This window comes from Marinimicrobium sp. UBA4209 (assembly GCF_002381585.1).
Lineage (GTDB): Bacteria > Pseudomonadota > Gammaproteobacteria > Pseudomonadales > Cellvibrionaceae > Marinimicrobium > Marinimicrobium koreense.
In genome coordinates this window covers 52,453-73,470 of sequence record NZ_DFTP01000003.1, presented here as the reverse complement: position 1 = coordinate 73,470, position 21,018 = coordinate 52,453, and the positions used below count along the sequence as shown (strand labels likewise).

Genomic DNA, 21,018 nt, shown 5'->3' with positions numbered 1-21,018 from the left:
GGGCGCGCAAGTACTTTTTGAAAAAAGTTTTAAGGCTCCTTGCGTACCTCTTCGGGCGCATCCTCTTCGCCGGATTCAGCGCTGCCCTGAGCAGAGGAATCATCGCCCTCTTTACTGCTATTCACCCACCCCACCAGAGAGGCCCGGCGCCGCCAGAGCCAGATGGCCGGGCCCGACAGGCCGTAGGTGACTGACATGCACAGCAGCACAACCGGCGGGTTGATGCTGACCACCACAAACACCCCCACCACCATCAACATGACCACAAAGGGTACGCGCCCGCGGAAGTCGATGTCCTTGAAGCTGTAGTAGCGAACATTGCTGACCATTAACAGCCCGGCGATGGTCGTGATTAGCGCCGAGGCCACCGCGACGGACACCGACACATCGCCGCTATGGCCAGTCCATACGATGGACGCGAGAATGGCCGCCGACGGCGGGCTGGCCAGACCGACGAAGTACTTCTTGTCGACCACACCTATCTGGGTGTTGAACCGGGCCAAGCGCAAAGCGGCGCAGACGGCGAACACAAAGGCGGCCGCCCAGCCGAGCTTTCCCAAGTCCGACAGCGCCCAACTGAACATGACCAGGGATGGCGCCAACCCGAAGGACACCATGTCCGACAGACTGTCGTATTGTTCACCGAACGCGCTAGAGGTGTTGGTCAGCCTGGCTACCCGCCCATCCAGGCCATCCAGAGCCATGGCCACGAAAATGGCAATGGCCGCACTGTCAAAATTGCCGTGCATGGCGGAAATGATGGCGTAGAAGCCCGCAAAGAGAGCCCCGGTGGTAAACAGATTGGGGAGAAAGTACACCCCACGGTGCCGCACCTTCTTGCCGTTCTCGGAAACCTCCTCTACATGCTCGTCAAAGGGGAGAAAACCCTCATCCCCTTCCTGCAGCCGGGAGTCCTGATCGTTGTTTGTCATAGCCACCTCAACACTGAATTTCCTGTCCCCATGGTACACGAAAGCCCGCTGCAGGTGATCCCGCAGCGGGCTGAACGAGTGCTCGGGGCCCGGAGGGCCCCTGCGCAAGAACTCAGATCTTGGACTTGTCGATGATCTTGTTGGAACCGATCCAGGGCATCATGGCGCGCAGGCGCTCACCGACCTGCTCGATCGGATGCGCCGCATTCAGACGACGACGGGCGGTCATCTCCGGGTAGTTCAGGGCGCCTTCGCTGATAAAGCGCTTGGCGTACTCACCGTTCTGGATGTTGCGCAGGGCCTGACGCATGGCTTCGCGGGACTCGTCATTGATGACCTGGGGACCGGTCACATACTCACCATACTCCGCGTTGTTGGAGATGGAGTAGTTCATGTCGGCAATACCGCCTTCGTACATCAGATCAACAATCAGCTTCAGCTCGTGCAGACACTCGAAGTAGGCCATTTCCGGGGCATAACCGGCTTCCACCAGGGTTTCAAAGCCGGCCTTGACCAGCTCAACGGTACCGCCACACAGCACCGCCTGCTCGCCGAACAGGTCGGTTTCGGTTTCGTCTTTAAAGGTGGTTTCAATAATACCGGTACGACCACCGCCGATAGCGGAAGCGTAGGACAGCGCTACGTCTTTGGCCTTGCCGGACGCATCCTGGAAAATCGCGATCAGATCCGGAATACCGCCGCCTTTGACGAACTCGGTGCGAACGGTGTGACCCGGAGCCTTGGGCGCCACCATGATGACATCCAGATCCTGGCGGGGCACGATCTGGTTGTAGTGGATGGCAAAGCCGTGAGCGAAGGCCAGGGTAGCGCCCTGCTTCAGGTTGGGCTCGATCTCGTCTTTATAGAGCGCAGACTGGAACTCGTCCGGAGTCAGAACCATGACGATATCGGCACTTTTCACCGCGTCGGCTACATTGGCCACTTTCAGGCCAGCGCCTTCGGCTTTCTTGACCGAGCCAGAGCCTTCACGCAGACCGACCACAACCTCAACACCGGAGTCCTTCAGGTTGTTGGCGTGCGCGTGACCCTGGGAGCCATAGCCCAGAATGGCCACTTTCTTGCCCTTGATGATGGAAAGATCACAATCTTTGTCGTAATAAACGTGCATGTTCATCTCCTGAATAGTCGCCCAAAGGCGGGGAACGATTGAATATCGGCCGGCAGTTTAAGGAAAAACACTCATAACGTAAAATGATATATTCGCAACTTGATATTGCATATAATGCAACATCAATCAACGGCAGGAGATCCCGATGGACGCCACAAAGCTTCGTCTCTATCTGGCGCTCGCCGCCACACGCCACTTTGGGCGAGCGGCTACCCAGTGTCACGTCAGCCCCTCCACCATCAGCCGCAACCTGAAACAGCTGGAAGAGGAGCTGGGCGTGACGCTGATGCTGAGGGATAACCGATCCGTGAACCTGACGCCCGAGGGCGAACGATTCCAACGGTTTGCCCGGGAAAGCCTTCAACAGTGGGAGACCTTTCAGGAAGCACTGCACCAGGGCGCCGACGAGCTGCGCGGCCAACTGAGCATTTACTGCTCGGTGACCGCCAGCTACAGCTTTTTGCACGACTTGCTGACCCAGTTCCGGGGCAGCTATCCCGGCATCGCCATCAAACTGCACACGGGGGACCCCGCCCAGGCGGTCGAGCGGATTCTGGCGGGACAGGAGGATATTGCGATTGCCGCCCGGCCCGACCGTCTGCCGGGAAGCCTGGAGTTCAAGTCCATTGCCGAGTCACCCCTGGTGTTCATCGGCCCCGAGGACCCGGCGTTGCTCGCCAATCAGGCCGGCTCCGAACAGGACTGGCGGCGCTGGCCGATCATCATCCCGGAAGAGGGGATTGCCCGGGAGCGCTTTGACGGCTGGTGCCGGGCACAACAGCTGACACCCGACATTTACGCAGAGGTCAAAGGCAATGAGGCAATCGTCAGCATGGTGAGCCTCGGTTTCGGGGTCGGATTGGTGCCAGAGATTGTGCTCAGAAACAGCCCCCTGCGCCAGCGGGTCAAGCCGCTGCCGCAGCAGCCGGACCTGGGGCCCTTCGAAACCGGCATCTGCGTGCTGCAAAGGCGGCTTAAAAGCCCAATTGTGTCAGCACTATGGGAACAGGTGGCGGGTTAACCCCCCCCGGAGCAGCTAACCCGCCACCAGCCATACAGGAATTTACCGCACTGGGGACAACCGCAACACTGCCACATCGTGTGCGGCCAGCTTTAACCGAAGCGGTTTACTGGTATCCCCCTCGCCATCTCTCCAAAGCCGATGCCAGGTGAACTGCTGATCGTGAAAGTTGATGTGATGGCCAAACTGATCATCCTTCACTTCAAAATGATGAGCCCAGTCGTGGGTATAGCTCAGCGGCGTATCCCCGCGGTTCAGAAACATGAAGGCCCAGTCACCGCCTTCCAGCGGTTTTACATAAATCATCAGCTCTCCCTGATGAAGGTACTTCATGGCCTGTACACCCAGAGGGTCCTGATTCAAGGCAATGATGTCTCGGTTCGTCAGAATGTCGCGTGTGGCATCACTCATGTTGCGCAGGTCGTTTCCGGCGATCAGCGGCGAGTTCAACATGGCCCACAGGGTGAAATGGCTGCGGTCCTGCGCCTCTGTCATACCGTTGCCCACTTCGAGCATATCGTAGTCGTTCCAATGACCTGGGCCCGCGTATTGACGCAGTCGCTCATCGGCACGCATTTCGAGAATCTTCAGAACACCCCAGGATGACCAGGAACCCCAACTCAGCTCGCAATCCCAGCAGGGGTAGATATCGCCACTGACCCGCCAGGAGTGCCCCACATCCTCCGCCCAATTCCAGGGCTGGTTATCCCCCCACTCACAGATACTGAACAAAATCGGTCGTCCGGCGCGTTTGAGCGCGTCGCGCATCGTAGTGTATGCGCCAATCGGGTTGATATTCTCGGTATCACACCAGTCGTACTTCAGGTAATCAATGCCCCACTCTGCGTAGGTACGCGCATCCTGATACTCGTAGCCTCGACTGCCCGGATAGCCGGCGCAGGTGGTATTACCCGCATCGGAATAAATCCCCAGCTTCAAGCCACGCTGATGTACATATTCGGCCAGGGCTTTCATCCCGGAGGGAAACCGATCTTTATTAACCTGAATATTGCCCTGAGCATCGCGCTCACCGTGCCAGCAATCATCAATATTGATGTACTCATATCCGGCCGCTTTCATACCCGACTCCACCATGGCATCAGCCATTTCCCGAATCATCGACTCGTCGACATTACAGTCGAACGTGTTCCAGCTGTTCCAGCCCATCGCCGGCGTATCGGCAAGATGCGGAAACTTTTCGGCATTTGCGGCCAACGATGCCCAACCAATCAGAAAGCCGGTAGCCCAAGTTAAAATTGTACTTCTCATAATGATTACCCTTATCAAAATATACGATTTATATTACTTTTAAAAATTTGCGATAAAACGCCCATCAAGCCTGATGCAATGCTCCGTTAATGAACGGGTCGGCGCCAGGATCGAAAGACGAAAAATGAAACCAATGGTTTCCTTTTTGAAAAAGGTCTGAACAATCTTGTTCGCCCCCGGCCAGAAAACCCAATCGGAAGCGAACCTAGGAAGGATCAGTTTTCGCTGTGAAATTCCGGAAGCTCATCCAGAGTGACTACCAGCTCATGGTTGTAAACCTCAACTTTATGTGCATCTTCATTGTAGTACTCGCCCGTCCAGAAGTTACTGCTATTGGTAACACCTTCTTCACTGTCCCCGTCATTCCAGGTCACGAAGAACAGCCACCAGGCGCCATCCTCCTTGATATTGTCCGGGTGAGGAATCGTGCCATTTTCTGTCAAGGCAACCATCTTGTCTTCACTGTCCGGATACTCGACGGCTTCGTTGAACTTGGGGAGTTTGGAGCCGTAATCTTGCGCATCTCCGTAAATATCTTCACCAATAATATCTACATATCGATCCCCCGGGTACCAATCAGCCGAGGCTCCATTCCATACCCAAATCAGATTATTCAGTTCGTGATGATTCGTTAACCGATCGTACAAATACTTCCAGAGCGCTATCTGTGCGTTAGCAGGATGGACGGAATCATCTCGGGTCGCCCCCCACCAGAACCAGCCGCCTGATGCCTCATGCAAAGGGCGCCAGAGGACAGGAACGTCGGCGTCCTGGAGAGCCTTCAACTCCTGTGCAATACGGTCGACATCCGCCTCCATCTGGGCGAACGCGTCAGACTCGCTATCAAGTTGATCACCATCCATTGGTACTCTGAAGCCGGTGGATTCCGTATAGAACTCCAATGTTTCTCCAGACGGATCTCGCCAGTGCCAGTTGAACGTAACCAGCCCTCCCAGTTCCCAGTGCGCGATCGCCTCTTCGGTCTGCATCAAACCAGACCACCCTTGCCCATCAGCTACGGTGTAGTTCATGAAGTCATAGCCCATGATCGCAGGGGCCAGCCCGGTGTCATTGACCACTCGCTGGAACATGTCGGTGGAATCTTTCCACGTCAAGTCCTGCTGACCTGACAGCACCTGCTTTCCGAAAACACTTTTCAGATAGCTGTAAACCGTCCGGGTCGTCTCGGTCGCATTGTCATTGACGAGATTCTCTGCAACATCCAGTTTTTCAACCGTGGGGGCGTTGGGGTCCATATCACCCATCTCGACAACGCAGTTTTCTTCCTCCTGACTGATTACCTGCTGCCCCCAGCCATCGCCATCGGAATCGACCGATGCCTCCGGCTCAGTACAATAGGGGTAGTCCACTCCCTCAACCTCAACATAGGTCAGCGCATTTTCTGGATCGTGTTGATTGGTATCGGGATTATCTTCAATAGCGTTATTACTACCACACCCCAGAATTCCTGCCGTAAAAGCCAGAATGGCTGCGGCACAGGTGCTACTTTTAAACAGATAGAGTTTCATTTGGTCTCTTCCAGTATCAAACCACTTGTAAAGACAACAAAACATCGGACCAGAGCTCCCAGTGACGGAGGGAGCACTGGTCCTAGCGCTCAGATCTATTCGGCCTCAGGAAAGCTAGCCGGAACGGAGGTCTCCATCAGGCCGCCTTTACCATGGACTACCTGCTCACCCCGATCCGTCAAATCCACGCTGGTCTCTTCAGAGTTGGACAAGTCAAACCCGGCCGCGCTTTCCGAATTATCAATCCACGTCCAGGCCAACCAACTGATGGGGGCGGAACGTTCGAACGAGGCAACATCCGCAAGCAAGTCATCTGCCACCAAGCCGCCTTCGACCATATCCACTTCCAGCCAATCAAACTGTTCCGCATAGTGGAAATCAATCAGTTGGACCACTTCTTCCTCAACCTCCAACGGAATGTCACCCTCGATACGCATTTCTCCGACTTTGATTGGCGCATCGGGCATATCGCTGACGCCGAACACCTGGAAACCAAAGTGTTGCGGGGTGCCGTTGCGCTCAAATCCTTCGGGCAACTCCATGACGAACTCTTTGGTCACCCACTCACCCGGCGTCAGATCTTCAATGGTCCAGACCGCGAGATTGGTGTGGTTAGACCAATTAGCATCCTGAATGAACACGCGGAATTCAAAGTCCTCCGGTGCCTGAGCGTAGGCCTCATCCAACTGCAGGGTCAGAGTCATTTCCAGGGTTTCACTGTTGAGATTGAAGTTTTCCACCTCGCTCAGATCATTCTTTTGGACAGCGAAAGTGCGGTTGTTATCATCCGAGGTATCACCCGCCTCAGAGGGGCGCGGTGACATGACCAGAGCACCATCTTCCGCCGACACACTGACCGGCAGAGTGTGCCAACCGAGCACCGCCCAGCCATCGGTTCCTTCGGTGAAATCAGACTGATACTGGGTACCCCACTCGAAGGCAACCTGCTCTTCAGGCAATCCAAGCACAGTGATGTTATCGAACAGAATCGGCTCAACACTGCCATTCAAGTTACCCATCTGGATCCCAAGGTCTGAGCCACCGGCCCACTCTGCCTCAAAGGTGAGAGTAGTCCACTCGCCGAACGTGACATTGCCAGCTCCCAGATAGTTTGCCGTCTGCCAGCCCGCGGTATTGGACAGGACAGTGAAGTAAAGCTCCTGACTGGCATCGCCGTAGGCCGCCGGCACCAATACGTCGAGGGTAATTTCGACCTGCCCCGAGTAACTGACCCCGCCCATAGCACCTGAAAGCGCCAGCACTTCACCATCCCCAGCCTCCCGGGTGAGAGCAAGAGCGCCATCCACTTCTGAAACGCCAGTTTGCGGATCCTCCCAGGACGCTGGCGCCCAGTCGGCAACACCATCATCGAAGGTCCATTCCCGCAGCAACTCCGGGACAGACGCCTCGATAACTTTGATGTTGTCAACACGAAGCTCGCCATTCACCTCGGGATTCTTACCATTGGCCACCAACTCCAGCCCGATTTTGGTGACACTGGAGGCATCAAAGCCGTCTTCCGCCCAGCCAAAGGAGCTATCGTCCTGAACAACTTTTTTCAGGCTTGACCAGCGGTTGGCCTGCAGGCTATCGGCTGAGTTCCACCCCAGGTTGGCGTAGCGCCCTTCACTATCCCGGAGGTACATCTGAAGCCCCATGACGCCCTCGCCTTCCGCGGCCTGCATGTAGGCCTCATCCAGATAGACCTCCATACTCACTTCCCGGCCAAGCACACTCATCGACTCCGGCAGCACTGCCAGATAACCGGCTTTGTCGTCTGGCGTCTGCCAATCGATGGGCAACTGAGCTGCATTATCTCCGGCGGCCAAGATCATCAAATCCTGGTGGCGAATAGCGTCCTCTTCCGCATTGGAGTCACCGAACTCACTGACAACGACCGGTATACGCTCGCCCTTCAATAGCTCCATCGCCGACGCCATATCGTCCCGGTCACGCCAGCGCGATCCGAAAGCATGCACAGAAAGAACAATATTTTCCTCATCATCTGCGGCCAACAGCTCCCGCCCCCGATTACCAAGGAAGGCATAGTAATCCTGGCCACAGCCGGGCGCATCAATCACGATCGGGTTGCGGAATCCGGCCCGGCGCATCTGCCGGATGACGGCTTTGTAATTGTCAATGTAGATCCGGTACCCCTGACTGTACGAGTTAAAAATGCCGGTCGGTCCCCACTTGCTCGCCAGATTGAGCATAACGTGGGGCTGGAAGCGGTCTTGCACCAGCACCGGAACCCACTCGTTCAGCCACAGGTCGTTCACCGCCCCAAACAGAGCTTCATCATCGGCGGCACATGCAACCTCGGGCTCCCAATAGGTCACTATTGCCACGAGGCCAGCATCGACCGCAGTGAGCAGCGCCGCCTCGAGCTCATCCGCCGTGGTGTCAGAGCGGAGTTGTAAACGCACCACATTAGAGCCCACCTCTTGAATCGAGGTAATACCATTGATTCGCTCCAAGGGGTTATCGCCGTATTGCAGGTTTACACCGCGCAAAAGCACTGGTTCACCGGTGGCATCGAGCAACTGTGAACCATCGGATGACAAGACCGGAGCATTTTCCGAAGGACGCGGACGCCCCTCATCTCCTTGAACAGGTTCGGGGATCAGCTTGTGCTTTTCTGAATCCGGGGTGTCCAACATGCTGCCGCCGCAGGCTTGCAGGCCGAAGGCACAGGCGAGCAGCGCTAGATAGCCAATTTGTTTTTTCATAATGAACTCCGAAATTATTCTTAGTCGGTTAAGCCTTTATTGATGTCAGCACGATCGTTAAAACGAGAGGCTGACGCCGGCTGCATAGCGGCGTTCCTGAACCCACAGCGAACGGAAATGATTTTCCCACTGGCCATAGCTGTGGCGGCTTTCACTGGTCAGATTGGTGCCGTTCAGGTATAGGCTTATGTTGTCGTTGATCCAGTAATTGACGGACAGGTCGAGGTAACCGGTTGGCTCAAGCCACTGCCCCATTTCCATGACGGCAGCGGTCGTATTGACTTCGAACCGCTCCATGTACTCTTCGCTTCGCCAGTTGTACGCCGCGCGAACATTGAGCCCCCCTTTGTCGTACCACAGAATCAGGTTGGCCTGATGCTCGGAGTTAGAGGGCAGCGGAAACTTGTTCCCTTCCAGATCCGAGTATTGGGACTCGCTTTGCGAGTAGGTGTAGTTCGCTTCGATGCCCGTCGCACTGAGGTGCTCCCCGGGCAGGAAAGTGAACGGCTGCTTATAGCCCACCTCCAGCCCGTATAAATCCGAGGCACCGGTGTTTCGCGTGGTCCAGATATTGGCGCGGCGACCGCGGTCGATACCATCAAGGTCTCGGAAGGAGCGCTGTTCCTGCCCCGGTTCTACGGCGGTTTCCACGTCAATCAGGAACAGGCTGGCACCCAAGATGGAGTTCTCGGCGAAGTACCACTCTGCCGCCGTGTTATAGACCCGGGCCCGCCAGGGCTCGATATCCGGACGCCCCTGATCTTCACCTCCTCCAACACAACCGACATCATCCTGTACCGGACCGGAGGGACCGACCACCATGACCGGCTCACCATTTTCATCGGTTTTAGGGCAGCGCTGGTACCAGAGGTTCAGGCTGGCTCCGACGTTATCCAGATCATTTCGGGTCATAGTCTCAGCAAAGCCGAAACGAACGGTGACATCGTCTGTGGGAAACAGGTTGAAGTTGACTGAAGGCAACACATCGGTGAAGTCCACTTCATCGGTTTGCGTGCCGTAAACAAACGCAAGCTTCTGCCAGTCGTCATAGCCGATGGAATTGAACATATCGAGAACTTCCGGCACATCATTTCGGATGACCGTCCGATCGGTCTGAACCACTTTCACCCCGACATTGCCTGAGTAGGGGATACCGAAGAGTCCCTGATCGAAATTCTCGAAATTCACCTGTACGTGAGCGGAAGTACTGGCCTCTTCCACGTCGTAGCTGTAGCCGGGGTTTTCCACGGCCCGCACCTCGCCGTACAGACGTGTCATAAAGTCATAGGGGCTGTCCCAGGCGTCGGGGTTCAGAGCCGCTACGCCGTCTTCAAACCCACCAATGGGGCCAAAATCGGTAAAGACGACGGTGTCGTCACCGCTAAACCCATTGTCCTGTAAACCACCGACCTCGACCAGATTGATATTGGTTTCCGAAAAATCGAACTTGCGCCAGTCGGGGTAGCGTTGCCACACCAGGTTGCCCGGAAGCAGCTTGTAGCGCAGATCCGCGGGAACCCGCGGATCTTCCCAATCGGTATAACGTCCGGTAGCAGTCACATATTCGAATCGGTCGCTGCGTGCCTCCCGAATCCCGTGACGCAAGCCAACATCAATGGATTCGACCAGCCCCCAATCCAGACGCAGGTTTACATCCGCACGCACGACATCCAGCTCCGCCTCAAGATTGCTCCCTTGAGCGAACCCTTGGTACTGGTCGAGAACCGCCGGATCGGCCAAACTGGGCCCTTGATAGTGGAACTCGGGATAATCCGGTCGATAATCCACCGTCACGCGGTAACCTTCCACCGGATCCTTACCATCTTCACCATCCTCATCAACCCAGAGCCACGCCGGAGTCCCCTGCTGGAACGTCGCTTCGCGGGTCTGACTCTCTGCTTCACCGTGGACATAACGCACACTGGCGATCAGGTTGTCGTGATTGGTGTAGTTCAATTCCAGGTTGGTGTTGATGGCAGCGGTTTTTTCTATGTCGTTATCCGAGCGGGTCTGGAAGTCTGCCGCCCAGACATCCGCCACGGTGACGTAATACAAGTCATGATTGACAGTATTACCGGCGCCGTCCGGCACCCCAATGGTGGCTCCGTATTCAACCTGAGTATGGGGCGAGTCCTGCACGACGTTGTACACATTCTCGCTAAAGACGCCAGGCTCACCATTGACCTCAAACGACTGCGGAGTACTACCACCGTTAAAGCCGGCGCTGACCCCTCGATCGTATCGGTCCATACGGGTGTAGAACACATCACCCTTGAGAGTAAAATTATCGTTGAGCTCCCACTCCGCGCTGACGGTGCCGCCCGTGCGCTCACGCTCCATGAATTGACTGTTGGCACTGTAACGGTCGGGGACAATGTACCAATCGTTCGGATTACCGGTGCCAGCCAAATCCGGGGCATTGTTTACCGGGTCTGGGCCCACGGGTAGCGGTGCCCCCCCCTGAGACTCCAGAAAGCCCAGACGATGGCCATTCCAGATGGAGTAGTTGGCCGCGTTGGAAATCGAGTGATTGAGGTTGGCGTAGACGGCGAGTCGATTGTCAAAGTTGTAACCCACCATGACACTGGCACTGTGGTCCGGGTCGCGGGTGCCTTCCGTGCCATCGGCTTTCATTTCGTTTTTGGAGCGCTGACCCTGGGCCGCCTCCAGACGCAGACGACTGGTCCAGCCTTCATCCAGCGCCAGGGGCTTGAACGTCCTCAGATCAACCACCCCGGATACCCCGCCCGAGAGCATGGAAGCACTTTGAGATTTGTACACGTCTACGCCGCTCATCAGGCCAGCAGGGATGTCAGAGTAGTCCGGCTGAACGCCGGTAATCGATTGAGGGCTGAGAAACTGTTCTCCATTGAGCGTGGTCAACACCTGAGGCATACCACGAATGTTCAGACTGGTGCCCTCATTGGCTTCTCGGGTGATCTGCACCCCTGTCACCCGCTGAAGTGAATCGGTGATGGTGGTATCGGGAAGCCGGCCAATGTCTTCGGCAACAATGGAGTCGACTATACGATCAGAGTCGCGTTTGATATCAATGGCCATTGACTGAGAAGCCCGTACTCCGCGCACGATGACTTCTTCGAGAAGACTAGTTTCCTCTTCACCGCCTCCCTGCTCTTGGGCTTGCACCCCCACACTACTCAGTGCGCAGCCGATGGCCAGTGCCAAAGCGGTTTTCTGCGAACCATACCCTCTGCGTTTGATCATACTGACATTCCTCTTATTACTTTTATTAACGTTATTGACTGGGCGAAAGCCCGTCGCCTTCGGAGTGATTCCGAGCCGGTGAGTGGGCCGATGACGCCACAACTCAGGGTTTCTTTATAGTCGGGAGCCCCCTTTATTCTCTGTAACCGGTTCCAAACTGAAGGCAAAAATAAGCTCCCTGAGAGAGCAGGAAGCTATTAGGATCTGTAACCGATTACAAATAGCCTAGCCCAAATACTTTTTGGTGGCAACCAAAAAAAGAAGGGGTGGGTATTTTTTTCGGTACGATTTGGTCTAAAAAGGGAGGGAGTTTATAACGAAAGCCGTCAATACCGCGTCACAGCACTTTGATCCGGCACCCTCCCTGGCGCCAATCGAGGCTACAGACTCAGTACTTTTTCACCGCGGGAGATACCCGACACACCAGAGCGCACCACTTCCAGAATGGACGCTTCGCCCACGGCCTGAAAGAAGGCGTCCAGTTTGTCGCTGGTGCCGGTGATCTGGATGACGTACAGCGAGCTGGTGACATCCACGATCTGGCCACGGAAGATGTCTACACAGCGCTTCACTTCTGCACGCTGGGCACCGGAGGCTTTGACTTTGACCAGCATCAGCTCACGCTCAATGTGGGCGCCTTCGGTCAGATCCACCAGTTTGACCACATCGATCAGCTTGTTCAGGTGCTTGGTGATCTGCTCAATCTTGTGATCATCCCCAATGGTGGTCAACGTCAGGCGAGACAGGGTCTCGTCTTCGGTGGGGGCCACCGTCAGGGTTTCAATGTTGTAGCCACGCTGGGAAAACAGCCCGACCACCCGGGACAGTGCGCCCGGGGCGTTTTCAATCAATACCGAAATAATACGTTTCATGTCAGGTACGCTCCGTCTTGCTCAGCCACATGTCGCGCATGGACCCATTGGGTGCAACGTGCATGGGGTATACGTGTTCGCTTGGGTCAACCTGGATGTCCATAAACACCACCCGATCTTTCATGGCGAAACACTCTTCCATCTTGGCTTTGAGGTCTTCTTTGCGCTCCACGCGAATGCCGACATGCCCGTAGGATTCCATCAGCTTGACGAAATCCGGCAGAGTCTCCTCGTACAGTGATTCGGAGTAGCGGCTTTCGTACTGCATATCCTGCCACTGCTTGACCATACCCAGGGCATGGTTATTCAGGCAGATGATTTTCACCGGCAGGTGATACTGGGTACAGGTCGCCAGTTCTTGGATGCACATCTGTATGCTGCCTTCCCCGGTCACGCAGGCGACTACCGCATCGCGGTGCGCCATCTGTACGCCCATAGCCGCCGGCAGGCCGAAGCCCATGGTGCCCAGACCACCGGAGTTGATCCAGCGACGCGGCTTGTCGAACAGATAATACTGGGCCGCAAACATCTGGTGCTGGCCCACGTCAGAGGTGACGTAGGCATCGCCCCCAGTCACTTCGTACAGCGCCTTGATCACATCCTGAGGCATGATTTTATCGCCGTCGGTGTTGTAGCGCGGCACGGTATAAAGACCGTGACGGGTACGCCACTCGTCAATCTGCTTCCACCAGGCCTTGATCGCATCGGCGTCCGGCAGTTCTTTGCTCTCTTTGACCATGGCCAGCATTTCGGTCAGCACGCTCTCCACCGATCCAACGATAGGCACATCGGCGGCAACCGTTTTGGAAATGGAGGCCGGATCCACATCAATGTGGATGATCTTGGCATTGGGGCAGAACTTGCTGACGGTGTTGGTTACCCGGTCGTCAAAGCGTGCGCCCACGGCGAGAATGACATCGCTGTGATGCATGGCGGTATTGGCTTCAAAGGTGCCGTGCATGCCCAGCATACCCAGGAACTGGCGGTCGGAACCCGGGTAGGCCCCCAGCCCCATCAGGGTATTGGTGACCGGGAAGTTCAGGCGTTTGGCCAGATCGGTCAGCAAATCGGAACCATTACCCTGAATAACACCACCACCGGCATAAATGACCGGACGCTTGGATTCCAGCAGCAATTGGACGGCTTTGCGAATCTGCCCGGTGTGCCCGCGAGTGGCCGGATTGTAGGAGCGGATCTTGACCTTTTCCGGGTACTCGTAGGGGAAGGTCTCACCGGGCGCCGTGATATCTTTGGGGATATCAATGACCACGGGGCCGGGACGACCGGTTGAGGCAATGTAGTAAGCCTTTTTGACGATTTCCGGAATCTCGCTCGGATGCTTGACCATAAAGCTGTGCTTTACGATCGGCCGGGACACACCCACCATGTCCGTTTCCTGAAACGCATCTTCACCAATGCGCTCAGAGACCACCTGACCGGAAATGACCACCATCGGAATCGAGTCCATATAGGCGGTGGCAATACCGGTAATGGCATTGGTCGCACCGGGGCCGGACGTCACCAGCACTGTGCCCACCTGACCGGTCGCGCGCGCATAGGCGTCCGCCGCGTGGGTGGCCGCCTGCTCGTGACGGACCAGGATGTGCTTGACGTCTTTCTGCCGAAATATGGCATCGTAAATATGCAGGGCCGCACCGCCCGGGTAACCGAACACGTGCTTGACGCCTTCGTCCCGCAGGGAGCGAATCAGCATATCTCCGCCTGATAGCATTTCCACTGGGTAACCTCTCAAATAACCATGAATGTATGAACTCAGGGGTCGCAACAACCACAAACCACGAAGCCACGGCCTGCCCGCCCTTCGGATCGGGAGCTGTGCTTCTCTGAATCGAGTCAGTCTTGGGATTCCCCGACCTCCCGCGCGGGTAGCAATTGCGGGCTGGCTCTGGGCAGGCGGCGTAGGTTAACGCGCCTTCGCGGCTGCGGATGGTTCGGGGGCCGGGTCGGCCTCCGGTGTAGAGTACGGCACCGAGGTTGTCGGCTGGCTCTACACGCCATCGTGCGAACTTGCTATTGTTCGGAAAATGCTCCGGAAAGTCAAGAGTAAACAGGGACTTGGGCGATAAGTTCACAAATCGGGGACAAGTTCGGCCTCTGGCGCGGGACACACCTTTCTCGACGGGTCCCTCCGGGCTATAGTGTATCCATGATACATGCGGCGCGAGGCCATGAGCGCAGGATGGCTTTTACCGGCCCACTACCGCCGCCCGCCAACGAAGGGAGCCCAACATGAAACACCCGCTTCTGGCCGTGCTGGCCATCACGCTCTGCGCCACCCCACTGACGGGGCTGGCCGATCAGGTTTACCGCTGGGTCGATGATGAGGGAGTAACGCATTTTACGTCTCATCCGCCCAAGGGGCGTCCATCGGAAACTCTGCGCACCCAGACAGGCCACAGCGAACCGGTGGATTACTCCAGCCAGTATCCACGCCCCGAACCCGAGCAGCCGGAACCACAATCGGCGGCCAGCAATGTCGAGCAACCCTCGAAACAGGAGCTGGATGAAGCCTGTCAGCGGGCCCGACAGAATCTGGAAACCCTGGAGCGGGGAGGCCGGATTGCCGTAGAGACCGAGGACGGCAGTCGGCGTTACCTGGGCGAGGAGGAGCTGTCCGAACGGGCGGAAACCGCCCGCCAGATTATGGACCGAGCCTGCTGAAGCAACTCCGAGCGCGCACTCAGTGGAGCGCGCGCTTCTCGAAGCTCAAGCGGTCGCCCTTGAGCACCGCATGGATATTATCCCCCGGCACAAAGCGCCCCTGAAGAATATCCTGGGCCAGCGGGTTTTCGATCTGCTGCTGGATCGCCCGCTTGAGTGGCCGGGCGCCGTAGACCGGATCGAACCCGGATTCGGCCAGTTTATCCATCACCGCATCGTCCAGGCTCAAGGTCAGATCCCGCTCAGCCAGACGCTTGCGCAGCAGGCTGAGCTGAATATCGGCAATGCCGCGAATCTGCTCACGACCCAATGGGTGGAACACCACCACTTCGTCTACCCGGTTGATGAACTCCGGCCGGAAGTGACGTCCCACCACCTCCATGACCGCGTCTTTCATCGCCGCATAGCGGTTTTCATTGCCCAGGGAGTCTCCGGTTTTCTCTTCGTCGAAGCTCACGGTGTCGTAAGAGCGATCTTCCGCCAGGTCCTGAATGCGATCCGAACCGAGGTTGGAGGTCATCACGATCACGGTATTGCGGAAGTCCACGGTCCGGCCCTGGCCATCGGTGAGTCGGCCATCTTCCAGCACCTGCAACAGGATGTTGAACACATCCGGGTGGGCTTTTTCCACCTCATCCAATAACAGCACCGAGTAGGGACGACGGCGCACCGCTTCGGTGAGATAACCGCCCTCTTCGTAGCCGACATAGCCAGGGGGTGCACCGATCAGGCGAGCCACGGAGTGCTTCTCCATGAACTCGGACATGTCGATGCGCACCATGGCTTCCTGGCTGTCGAACAGGAACTCCGCTAGGGACTTACACAGCTCGGTTTTACCCACCCCGGTTGGCCCGAGGAACAGGAAAGAGCCGTTGGGGCGGTTCGGGTCCGACAGGCCGGCCCGGGAACGACGCACCGCATTGGCCACAGCGACCACTGCTTCGTGCTGACCGATCACCCGCTGGTGCAGGGCATCCTCCATCCGGATCAACTTGTCCCGTTCGCCCTCAAGCATTTTGGAAACCGGAATGCCGGTCCACTTGGAGACCACTTCTGCAATCTCCTCATCGGTCACCCGGTTGCGGAGCAGCTTCATTTCCATCATTTCGACTTGGCTGGCCATATCCAACTGCTTCTCCAGCTCAGGAATGACGCCGTACTGCAGCTCCGACATACGGGCGAGATCGCCCGCTCGGCGCGCCGCCTCCATATCCAGCCGGGCCTGCTCCAGGTTGCTTTTGATCTCATGGGAGCCCTGCAGCGCGGCTTTTTCCGCACGCCAGACTTCGTCGAGGTCGGCGTACTCACGTTCGAGCCGGTCGATATCCGACTCAATTTTTTCCAGGTGTTTTTTACTCGCCTCGTCTTCGTCCTTTTTGACCGCCTCGCGCTCAATTTTGAGCTGGATGAGACGCCGCTCCAACCGGTCCATCTCCTCCGGCTTGGAATCAATTTCCATCCGGATACGACTGGCCGCCTCGTCGATCAGGTCAATGGCCTTGTCCGGCAGTTGCCGGTCGGTGATGTAGCGCTGGGACAGTTTGGCGGCGGCGATAATGGCCGAATCGGTAATGTCTACCCCGTGGTGGACTTCGTAGCGCTCTTTCAGGCCCCGCAGAATGGCGATGGTATCGGCCTCACTCGGCTCGTCCACCAGCACTTTCTGGAAGCGACGTTCCAGTGCGGCGTCTTTCTCGATGTACTGGCGATACTCATTCAGGGTGGTGGCCCCGACACAGTGCAGTTCGCCGCGCGCGAGTGCCGGTTTGAGCATATTGCCCGCATCCATGGCGCCTTCGGCCTTGCCGGCCCCGACCATGGTGTGCAGTTCGTCGACAAACAGAATGACCTGCCCCTCTTCCCGGGCCAGCTCTTTGAGCACGGACTTCAGGCGCTCTTCAAACTCGCCACGGAATTTGGCACCCGCCAGCAGGCTGCCCAGATCCAGCGACAGGAGACGTTTGTTTTTCAGGCCTTCGGGGACTTCGCCGTTGACGATTCGCTGGGCGAGCCCTTCCACGATGGCGGTTTTACCGACACCGGGCTCACCAATCAGTACCGGGTTGTTTTTGGTACGGCGCTGCAGGACCTGGATGGTCCGGCGAATTTCATCGTCCCGGCCAATCACCGGATCCAGCTTCCCGGCTTCGGCCCGGGCGGTGAGATCCAGGGTGTATTTTTCCAGCGCCTGGCGATTGCCCTCGGCGTCGGCATCGTCCACGGTTTCACCGCCGCGGACTTTCTCTACAGTCTGCTCCAGGCTGGTGGCGTCACCAAACTGTTTGAGCAGTTTGCCCAACTGGCTCTCGCCATCGAGCATGGCGGCCAAAAGGACCGACTCGCTGGAGACAAATTTGTCACCAGCTTTCTGGGCGCGACGATCGGCCAGATTGAGCAGGCGGCCGAGCTCCTGGGACATACCCACATCGCCGGTCGGATTCTGCACTTTGGCCAGGTTCTCCAGTTGCTTGGCCAGCTCATTGCGCAGGCCGGTCATATTGAAGCCGGATTGCGCCAGGAGTGAGCGAGCCGTGCCGCCCTGTTGATCCAGAAGCGCCTGGAGCAGGTGGTAGGATTCCAGCTGGCTATGATCCCGGCCCACTGCCAGGGACTGAGCGTCAGACAACGCGGTTTGCAGCTGGTTGGTCAATCGATCAATGCGCATGGGTGTGCCTCAAGAATAGTCATTACTGATAACCAAGTATGGTTAAAAGAATGGGGGCACACCCCGAAAAAGCAAGGCGCGAGGCCGCGCTTTGTGTCAGGGGTTGATCCAGATCAAGCTGGCCATCCGGCCGGTGTCGCGATCCCGGCGATAAGAATAAAATCGCTCGCGGTCGCGGTAGGTGCAGAAATCACCGCCGTAAACGGCGGTCACCCCCAGAGCCTCAAGCTCGGCGCGAGCCAGAACATACAAATCGCCCTGAAAATGCATCGGCTTCTGACCGGGCTGGAAGGCCTGTGCAATGGCCTCATTGTGGGCTTCGTTGCGCGCCTGTTCAAAAAACGCCTCCAGCACCTCCACCCCCACCTCAAAGTGGGGCTGAGACAGCGCGGGACCGAGGTAGGCCAGCAACTGCGCCGAGGGTTCACTGAAACGTGCCACCGCCGCTGCCAGCACCCCCTGGGCCAAGCCCCGCCAGCCGGCATGCACCGCCGCCACTCGCGTGCCCTGCTGATTGCACAGCAGCACCGGCAGACAATCCGCGGTCAGCACCGCGCAGGCCAGTCCGGGCTGTTTCGTATGACAGCCATCGGCGGTCAAAACCCGGCCATCGTCCTGCGCCTCGACCACCGCCGTGCCATGAATCTGCTCCAGCCATTGAGGTCCGCGCTCCAGCCCGAGCTCCGCCTGCAGCAGAGCACGGTTGCGCTGCACCGCCGAGGCGTCGTCCCCCACGTGCAATGCCAGGTTGAACTGAGCGTAGGGGCCCTCACTCACGCCCCCCTGGCGGGTGGTGATGGCGGCCCGCACTCGCTCCGGGGCGGGCCAGTCGGGGCGGATAAGCTCAAGCTCGGACATAGCAGTCTCCGGTGATTGACTCAGCCGGCCCGAAGGGCGGCCAGTAAAGATTGGAAGTCTTCGGGCAAGGGCGCGGTCCACTCACGATACTCCCCCGTACCGGGGTGCTCCAGCCCCAGCCGGGCCGCGTGCAGCGCCTGGCGGGGGAAGCTTTTCAGCTCGTGAATCAGCTCGTCACTGGCGCCCTTGGGAATTTTGAAGCGCCCGGCATAGGTGGCATCACCCACCAGCGGGTGGCGGATATGCGCCATATGCACCCGGATCTGATGGGTGCGGCCGGTTTCCAGCTTGACCCGGATATGGGTGTGGGCCGCAAAGCGCTCCAGCAGCCGATAGTGGGTCACGGCGCGCTTGCCGCCGCGCTCCAGAACGGCCATTAATTTGCGCTGGCGCGGGTGGCGACCAATGGGCGCATCCACGGTACCACCACCGGTCATGGTGCCAATGGCCACCGCCTCGTATTCGCGACTGACAATGCGCTCCTGCAACTGCTCTACCAGGTCGGTGTGGGCCGACAGTGTCTTGGCCACCACCATCAGGCCCGTGGTGTCCTTATCCAGACGATGCACGATGCCCGCCCGGGGCACCCCCTCCAGGGCCGGGCAGTGATGCAGAAGCGCGTTCAGCAGGGTCCCGGTGTGATTGCCCGCCGCCGGGTGCACCACCAGACCGGCGGGCTTGTTGATCACCAGCAGGTCGTCGTCTTCATAAACAATGTTCAGGTCGATGGCCTCGGGCTCCCATTCTCCCTGCGCTTCGAGCTCCGCCTCCAGGCGCAGGGTCTCCCCGCCCAGCAGGCGCTCCTTGGGCTTGGCAATACGTCCGTCCAGGGTCAGTTGGCCGTCCTTTATCCAGGATTGGAGCCGGGCCCGTGAGAATTCAGGGAACAACCCGGAGGCGACCTGGTCGAAGCGCATGCCGGCCATATCCGGGGGCACGCGGGTGCTCTGTTGCAATTGATCCGCCATGGGGCGTGATTACCTCTATCGAGTGCGAGAGTGCGCGGCCCCACCGGGGCGCTTTGGTATACGCACGCTCTGTGTTTTAATAGCCCGCTGCTCCAGTGGGCCGGTACGGAGCCCACTGACTTTTGAATCGTGAACGAGTTTTGAATCCTATGCGAGTCCTGCAACTCCTACTGCTCGGCGGCCTGTTGGCGCTGATTACCGCCTGCTCCAATACCGATCGCGAGCCAGAGTATACCAGTGAGGCCGACCTTTACGAGGCCGCGCAGGCGCAAATGCGCCGCAGTCAGTGGGAAACCGCCATCAGCAACCTGCAATCACTGGAAGAGAACTTCCCGTTTGGCACCTATGCCGAGCAGGCCCAGCTGGAGCTGATTTACGCCTACTACCGCTCCGGCGACGCCGATATGGTATCGGCCACGGCCGACCGATTCATCCGTCTTCACCCCCAGCACCGCAATGTGGATTACGCCTATTATATGAAAGGGCTCAGCTCCTTTACCGAGGGTCGTGGCATGTTCGAGCGGGTGCTGCCGACGGACCTCACCCAGCGCGACCCCGGCGCCGCACGGGACTCCCTGGACCACTTCGCCCAGCTCCTCACCCGCTTCCCGGACAGCATTTACGCCTCGGACGCCAAGCGCCGCATGCTGTACCTGCGCAACCTGCTGGCCCGCTACGAAATTCACGTGGCCAACTACTACTTCAAACGCGGCGCCTATGTCGCAGCCACCAACCGTGGGCGCTACGTACTGGAAAACTTTGATACCACCCCTGCCGTTCCCGATGCACTGGCAGTGATGGTGCAGGGCTACGAGCTGCTGGATATGCCGGAGTTGTCCGCCCAGATGCTGGATATCCTCAAGCTGAACTACCCGGACCACCCGGCGCTGAACGACGATGGTTCTTTTGATTTCCAGTACAGTTCGGATGAGGGCGATCGCAGCTGGCTGAGCCTGATCACCTTTGGCTTGTTCGACAAGAGTGAGCCACCGGGCTTTGATACCCGGGAGCTTTATAATCCGGAATATCAGGACGCGCCGCAGCCGCCTTCAGGGGTTTGATGGCTGTTTTGGTGTGACCGTGTCGGGTTACGCGCTGGGCGCTAACCCGACCTAAGGGAAAGCGCCCGCTCTTACCGT

14 protein-coding genes are annotated in these 21,018 nt (G+C 57.8%); 3 read left to right on the top strand and 11 right to left on the bottom strand.

Annotation, left to right across the window (positions count from 1 at the left end; genetic code table 11):
- Positions 1-29: 29 nt before the first annotated feature.
- Together pssA and ilvC are read right to left on the bottom strand one after the other, a co-directional pair.
- Complete coding sequence (pssA, locus tag B3187_RS00375; protein ID WP_123639500.1) at positions 30-932, bottom strand: CDP-diacylglycerol--serine O-phosphatidyltransferase; 903 nt, start codon at positions 930-932, stop codon at positions 30-32.
- A gap of 112 nt (positions 933-1,044) precedes the next feature.
- Positions 1,045-2,061 (bottom strand): ketol-acid reductoisomerase, encoded by a 1,017-nt coding sequence (ilvC, locus tag B3187_RS00370; protein WP_286804144.1) that lies wholly within the window; start codon positions 2,059-2,061, stop codon positions 1,045-1,047.
- Between the two features lie 145 nt (positions 2,062-2,206).
- Between ilvC and ilvY the strand changes: the two genes are divergently transcribed.
- Positions 2,207-3,082, top strand: coding sequence for an HTH-type transcriptional activator IlvY (gene ilvY, locus B3187_RS00365; protein WP_123639502.1), 876 nt, complete (start codon positions 2,207-2,209; stop codon positions 3,080-3,082).
- 42 nt (positions 3,083-3,124) lie between these two features.
- Here ilvY and B3187_RS00360 read toward each other — a convergent pair whose 3' ends face one another.
- The 6 genes from B3187_RS00360 to B3187_RS00335 form a co-directional block, all read right to left on the bottom strand.
- On the bottom strand, positions 3,125-4,351 hold the full coding sequence (locus B3187_RS00360; protein ID WP_286804143.1) for a glycoside hydrolase family 27 protein: 1,227 nt from the start codon (positions 4,349-4,351) through the stop codon (positions 3,125-3,127).
- Between the two features lie 215 nt (positions 4,352-4,566).
- On the bottom strand, positions 4,567-5,880 hold the full coding sequence (locus B3187_RS00355) for a glycosyl hydrolase (RefSeq protein ID WP_286804142.1): 1,314 nt from the start codon (positions 5,878-5,880) through the stop codon (positions 4,567-4,569).
- Positions 5,881-5,975: 95 nt separating this feature from the next.
- On the bottom strand, positions 5,976-8,609 hold the full coding sequence (locus B3187_RS00350; protein WP_286804141.1) for a hypothetical protein: 2,634 nt from the start codon (positions 8,607-8,609) through the stop codon (positions 5,976-5,978).
- 57 nt (positions 8,610-8,666) lie between these two features.
- Positions 8,667-11,834, bottom strand: coding sequence for a TonB-dependent receptor (locus B3187_RS00345; protein ID WP_286804140.1), 3,168 nt, complete (start codon positions 11,832-11,834; stop codon positions 8,667-8,669).
- Between the two features lie 380 nt (positions 11,835-12,214).
- Positions 12,215-12,706, bottom strand: a complete 492-nt coding sequence (gene ilvN, locus B3187_RS00340; protein ID WP_024462558.1) for an acetolactate synthase small subunit — start codon at positions 12,704-12,706, stop codon at positions 12,215-12,217.
- 1 nt (position 12,707) lies between these two features.
- Positions 12,708-14,444 (bottom strand): acetolactate synthase 3 large subunit, encoded by a 1,737-nt coding sequence (locus tag B3187_RS00335; protein WP_286804139.1) that lies wholly within the window; start codon positions 14,442-14,444, stop codon positions 12,708-12,710.
- A gap of 512 nt (positions 14,445-14,956) precedes the next feature.
- Between B3187_RS00335 and B3187_RS00330 the strand changes: the two genes are divergently transcribed.
- On the top strand, positions 14,957-15,388 hold the full coding sequence (locus B3187_RS00330; RefSeq protein ID WP_286804138.1) for a DUF4124 domain-containing protein: 432 nt from the start codon (positions 14,957-14,959) through the stop codon (positions 15,386-15,388).
- A gap of 19 nt (positions 15,389-15,407) precedes the next feature.
- Here B3187_RS00330 and clpB read toward each other — a convergent pair whose 3' ends face one another.
- The 3 genes from clpB to rluD all read right to left on the bottom strand — a co-directional run bounded on the left by clpB (position 15,408) and on the right by rluD (position 19,879).
- Positions 15,408-18,053 (bottom strand): ATP-dependent chaperone ClpB, encoded by a 2,646-nt coding sequence (clpB, locus tag B3187_RS00325; RefSeq protein WP_123639509.1) that lies wholly within the window; start codon positions 18,051-18,053, stop codon positions 15,408-15,410.
- A gap of 96 nt (positions 18,054-18,149) precedes the next feature.
- Positions 18,150-18,911, bottom strand: coding sequence for a peptidoglycan editing factor PgeF (gene pgeF, locus B3187_RS00320; protein ID WP_286804137.1), 762 nt, complete (start codon positions 18,909-18,911; stop codon positions 18,150-18,152).
- 20 nt (positions 18,912-18,931) lie between these two features.
- Entirely contained in the window at positions 18,932-19,879 is a 948-nt protein-coding gene (gene rluD, locus B3187_RS00315) for a 23S rRNA pseudouridine(1911/1915/1917) synthase RluD (RefSeq protein ID WP_286804136.1), read from the bottom strand.
- Between the two features lie 149 nt (positions 19,880-20,028).
- On the opposite strand from rluD, the gene B3187_RS00310 reads away from it, so the two are divergent.
- Entirely contained in the window at positions 20,029-20,940 is a 912-nt protein-coding gene (locus tag B3187_RS00310; protein ID WP_024462552.1) for an outer membrane protein assembly factor BamD, read from the top strand.
- Positions 20,941-21,018 lie beyond the last annotated feature (78 nt).

Bases quoted from the DNA above. Each gene is read 5' to 3' on its own strand.
- B3187_RS00310 (WP_024462552.1), top strand. From the start codon at position 20,029: ATGCGAGTCCTGCAACTCCTACTGCTCGGCGGCCTGTTGGCGCTGATT.
- clpB (WP_123639509.1), bottom strand. From the start codon at position 18,053: ATGCGCATTGATCGATTGACCAACCAGCTGCAAACCGCGTTGTCTGAC.
- B3187_RS00355 (WP_286804142.1), bottom strand. From the start codon at position 5,880: ATGAAACTCTATCTGTTTAAAAGTAGCACCTGTGCCGCAGCCATTCTG.
- ilvN (WP_024462558.1), bottom strand. From the start codon at position 12,706: ATGAAACGTATTATTTCGGTATTGATTGAAAACGCCCCGGGCGCACTG.
- pssA (WP_123639500.1), bottom strand. From the start codon at position 932: ATGACAAACAACGATCAGGACTCCCGGCTGCAGGAAGGGGATGAGGGT.
- ilvY (WP_123639502.1), top strand. From the start codon at position 2,207: ATGGACGCCACAAAGCTTCGTCTCTATCTGGCGCTCGCCGCCACACGC.
- rluD (WP_286804136.1), bottom strand. From the start codon at position 19,879: ATGGCGGATCAATTGCAACAGAGCACCCGCGTGCCCCCGGATATGGCC.
- pgeF (WP_286804137.1), bottom strand. From the start codon at position 18,911: ATGTCCGAGCTTGAGCTTATCCGCCCCGACTGGCCCGCCCCGGAGCGA.
- B3187_RS00350 (WP_286804141.1), bottom strand. From the start codon at position 8,609: ATGAAAAAACAAATTGGCTATCTAGCGCTGCTCGCCTGTGCCTTCGGC.
- B3187_RS00360 (WP_286804143.1), bottom strand. From the start codon at position 4,351: ATGAGAAGTACAATTTTAACTTGGGCTACCGGCTTTCTGATTGGTTGG.
- ilvC (WP_286804144.1), bottom strand. From the start codon at position 2,061: ATGCACGTTTATTACGACAAAGATTGTGATCTTTCCATCATCAAGGGC.
- B3187_RS00330 (WP_286804138.1), top strand. From the start codon at position 14,957: ATGAAACACCCGCTTCTGGCCGTGCTGGCCATCACGCTCTGCGCCACC.
- B3187_RS00345 (WP_286804140.1), bottom strand. From the start codon at position 11,834: ATGATCAAACGCAGAGGGTATGGTTCGCAGAAAACCGCTTTGGCACTG.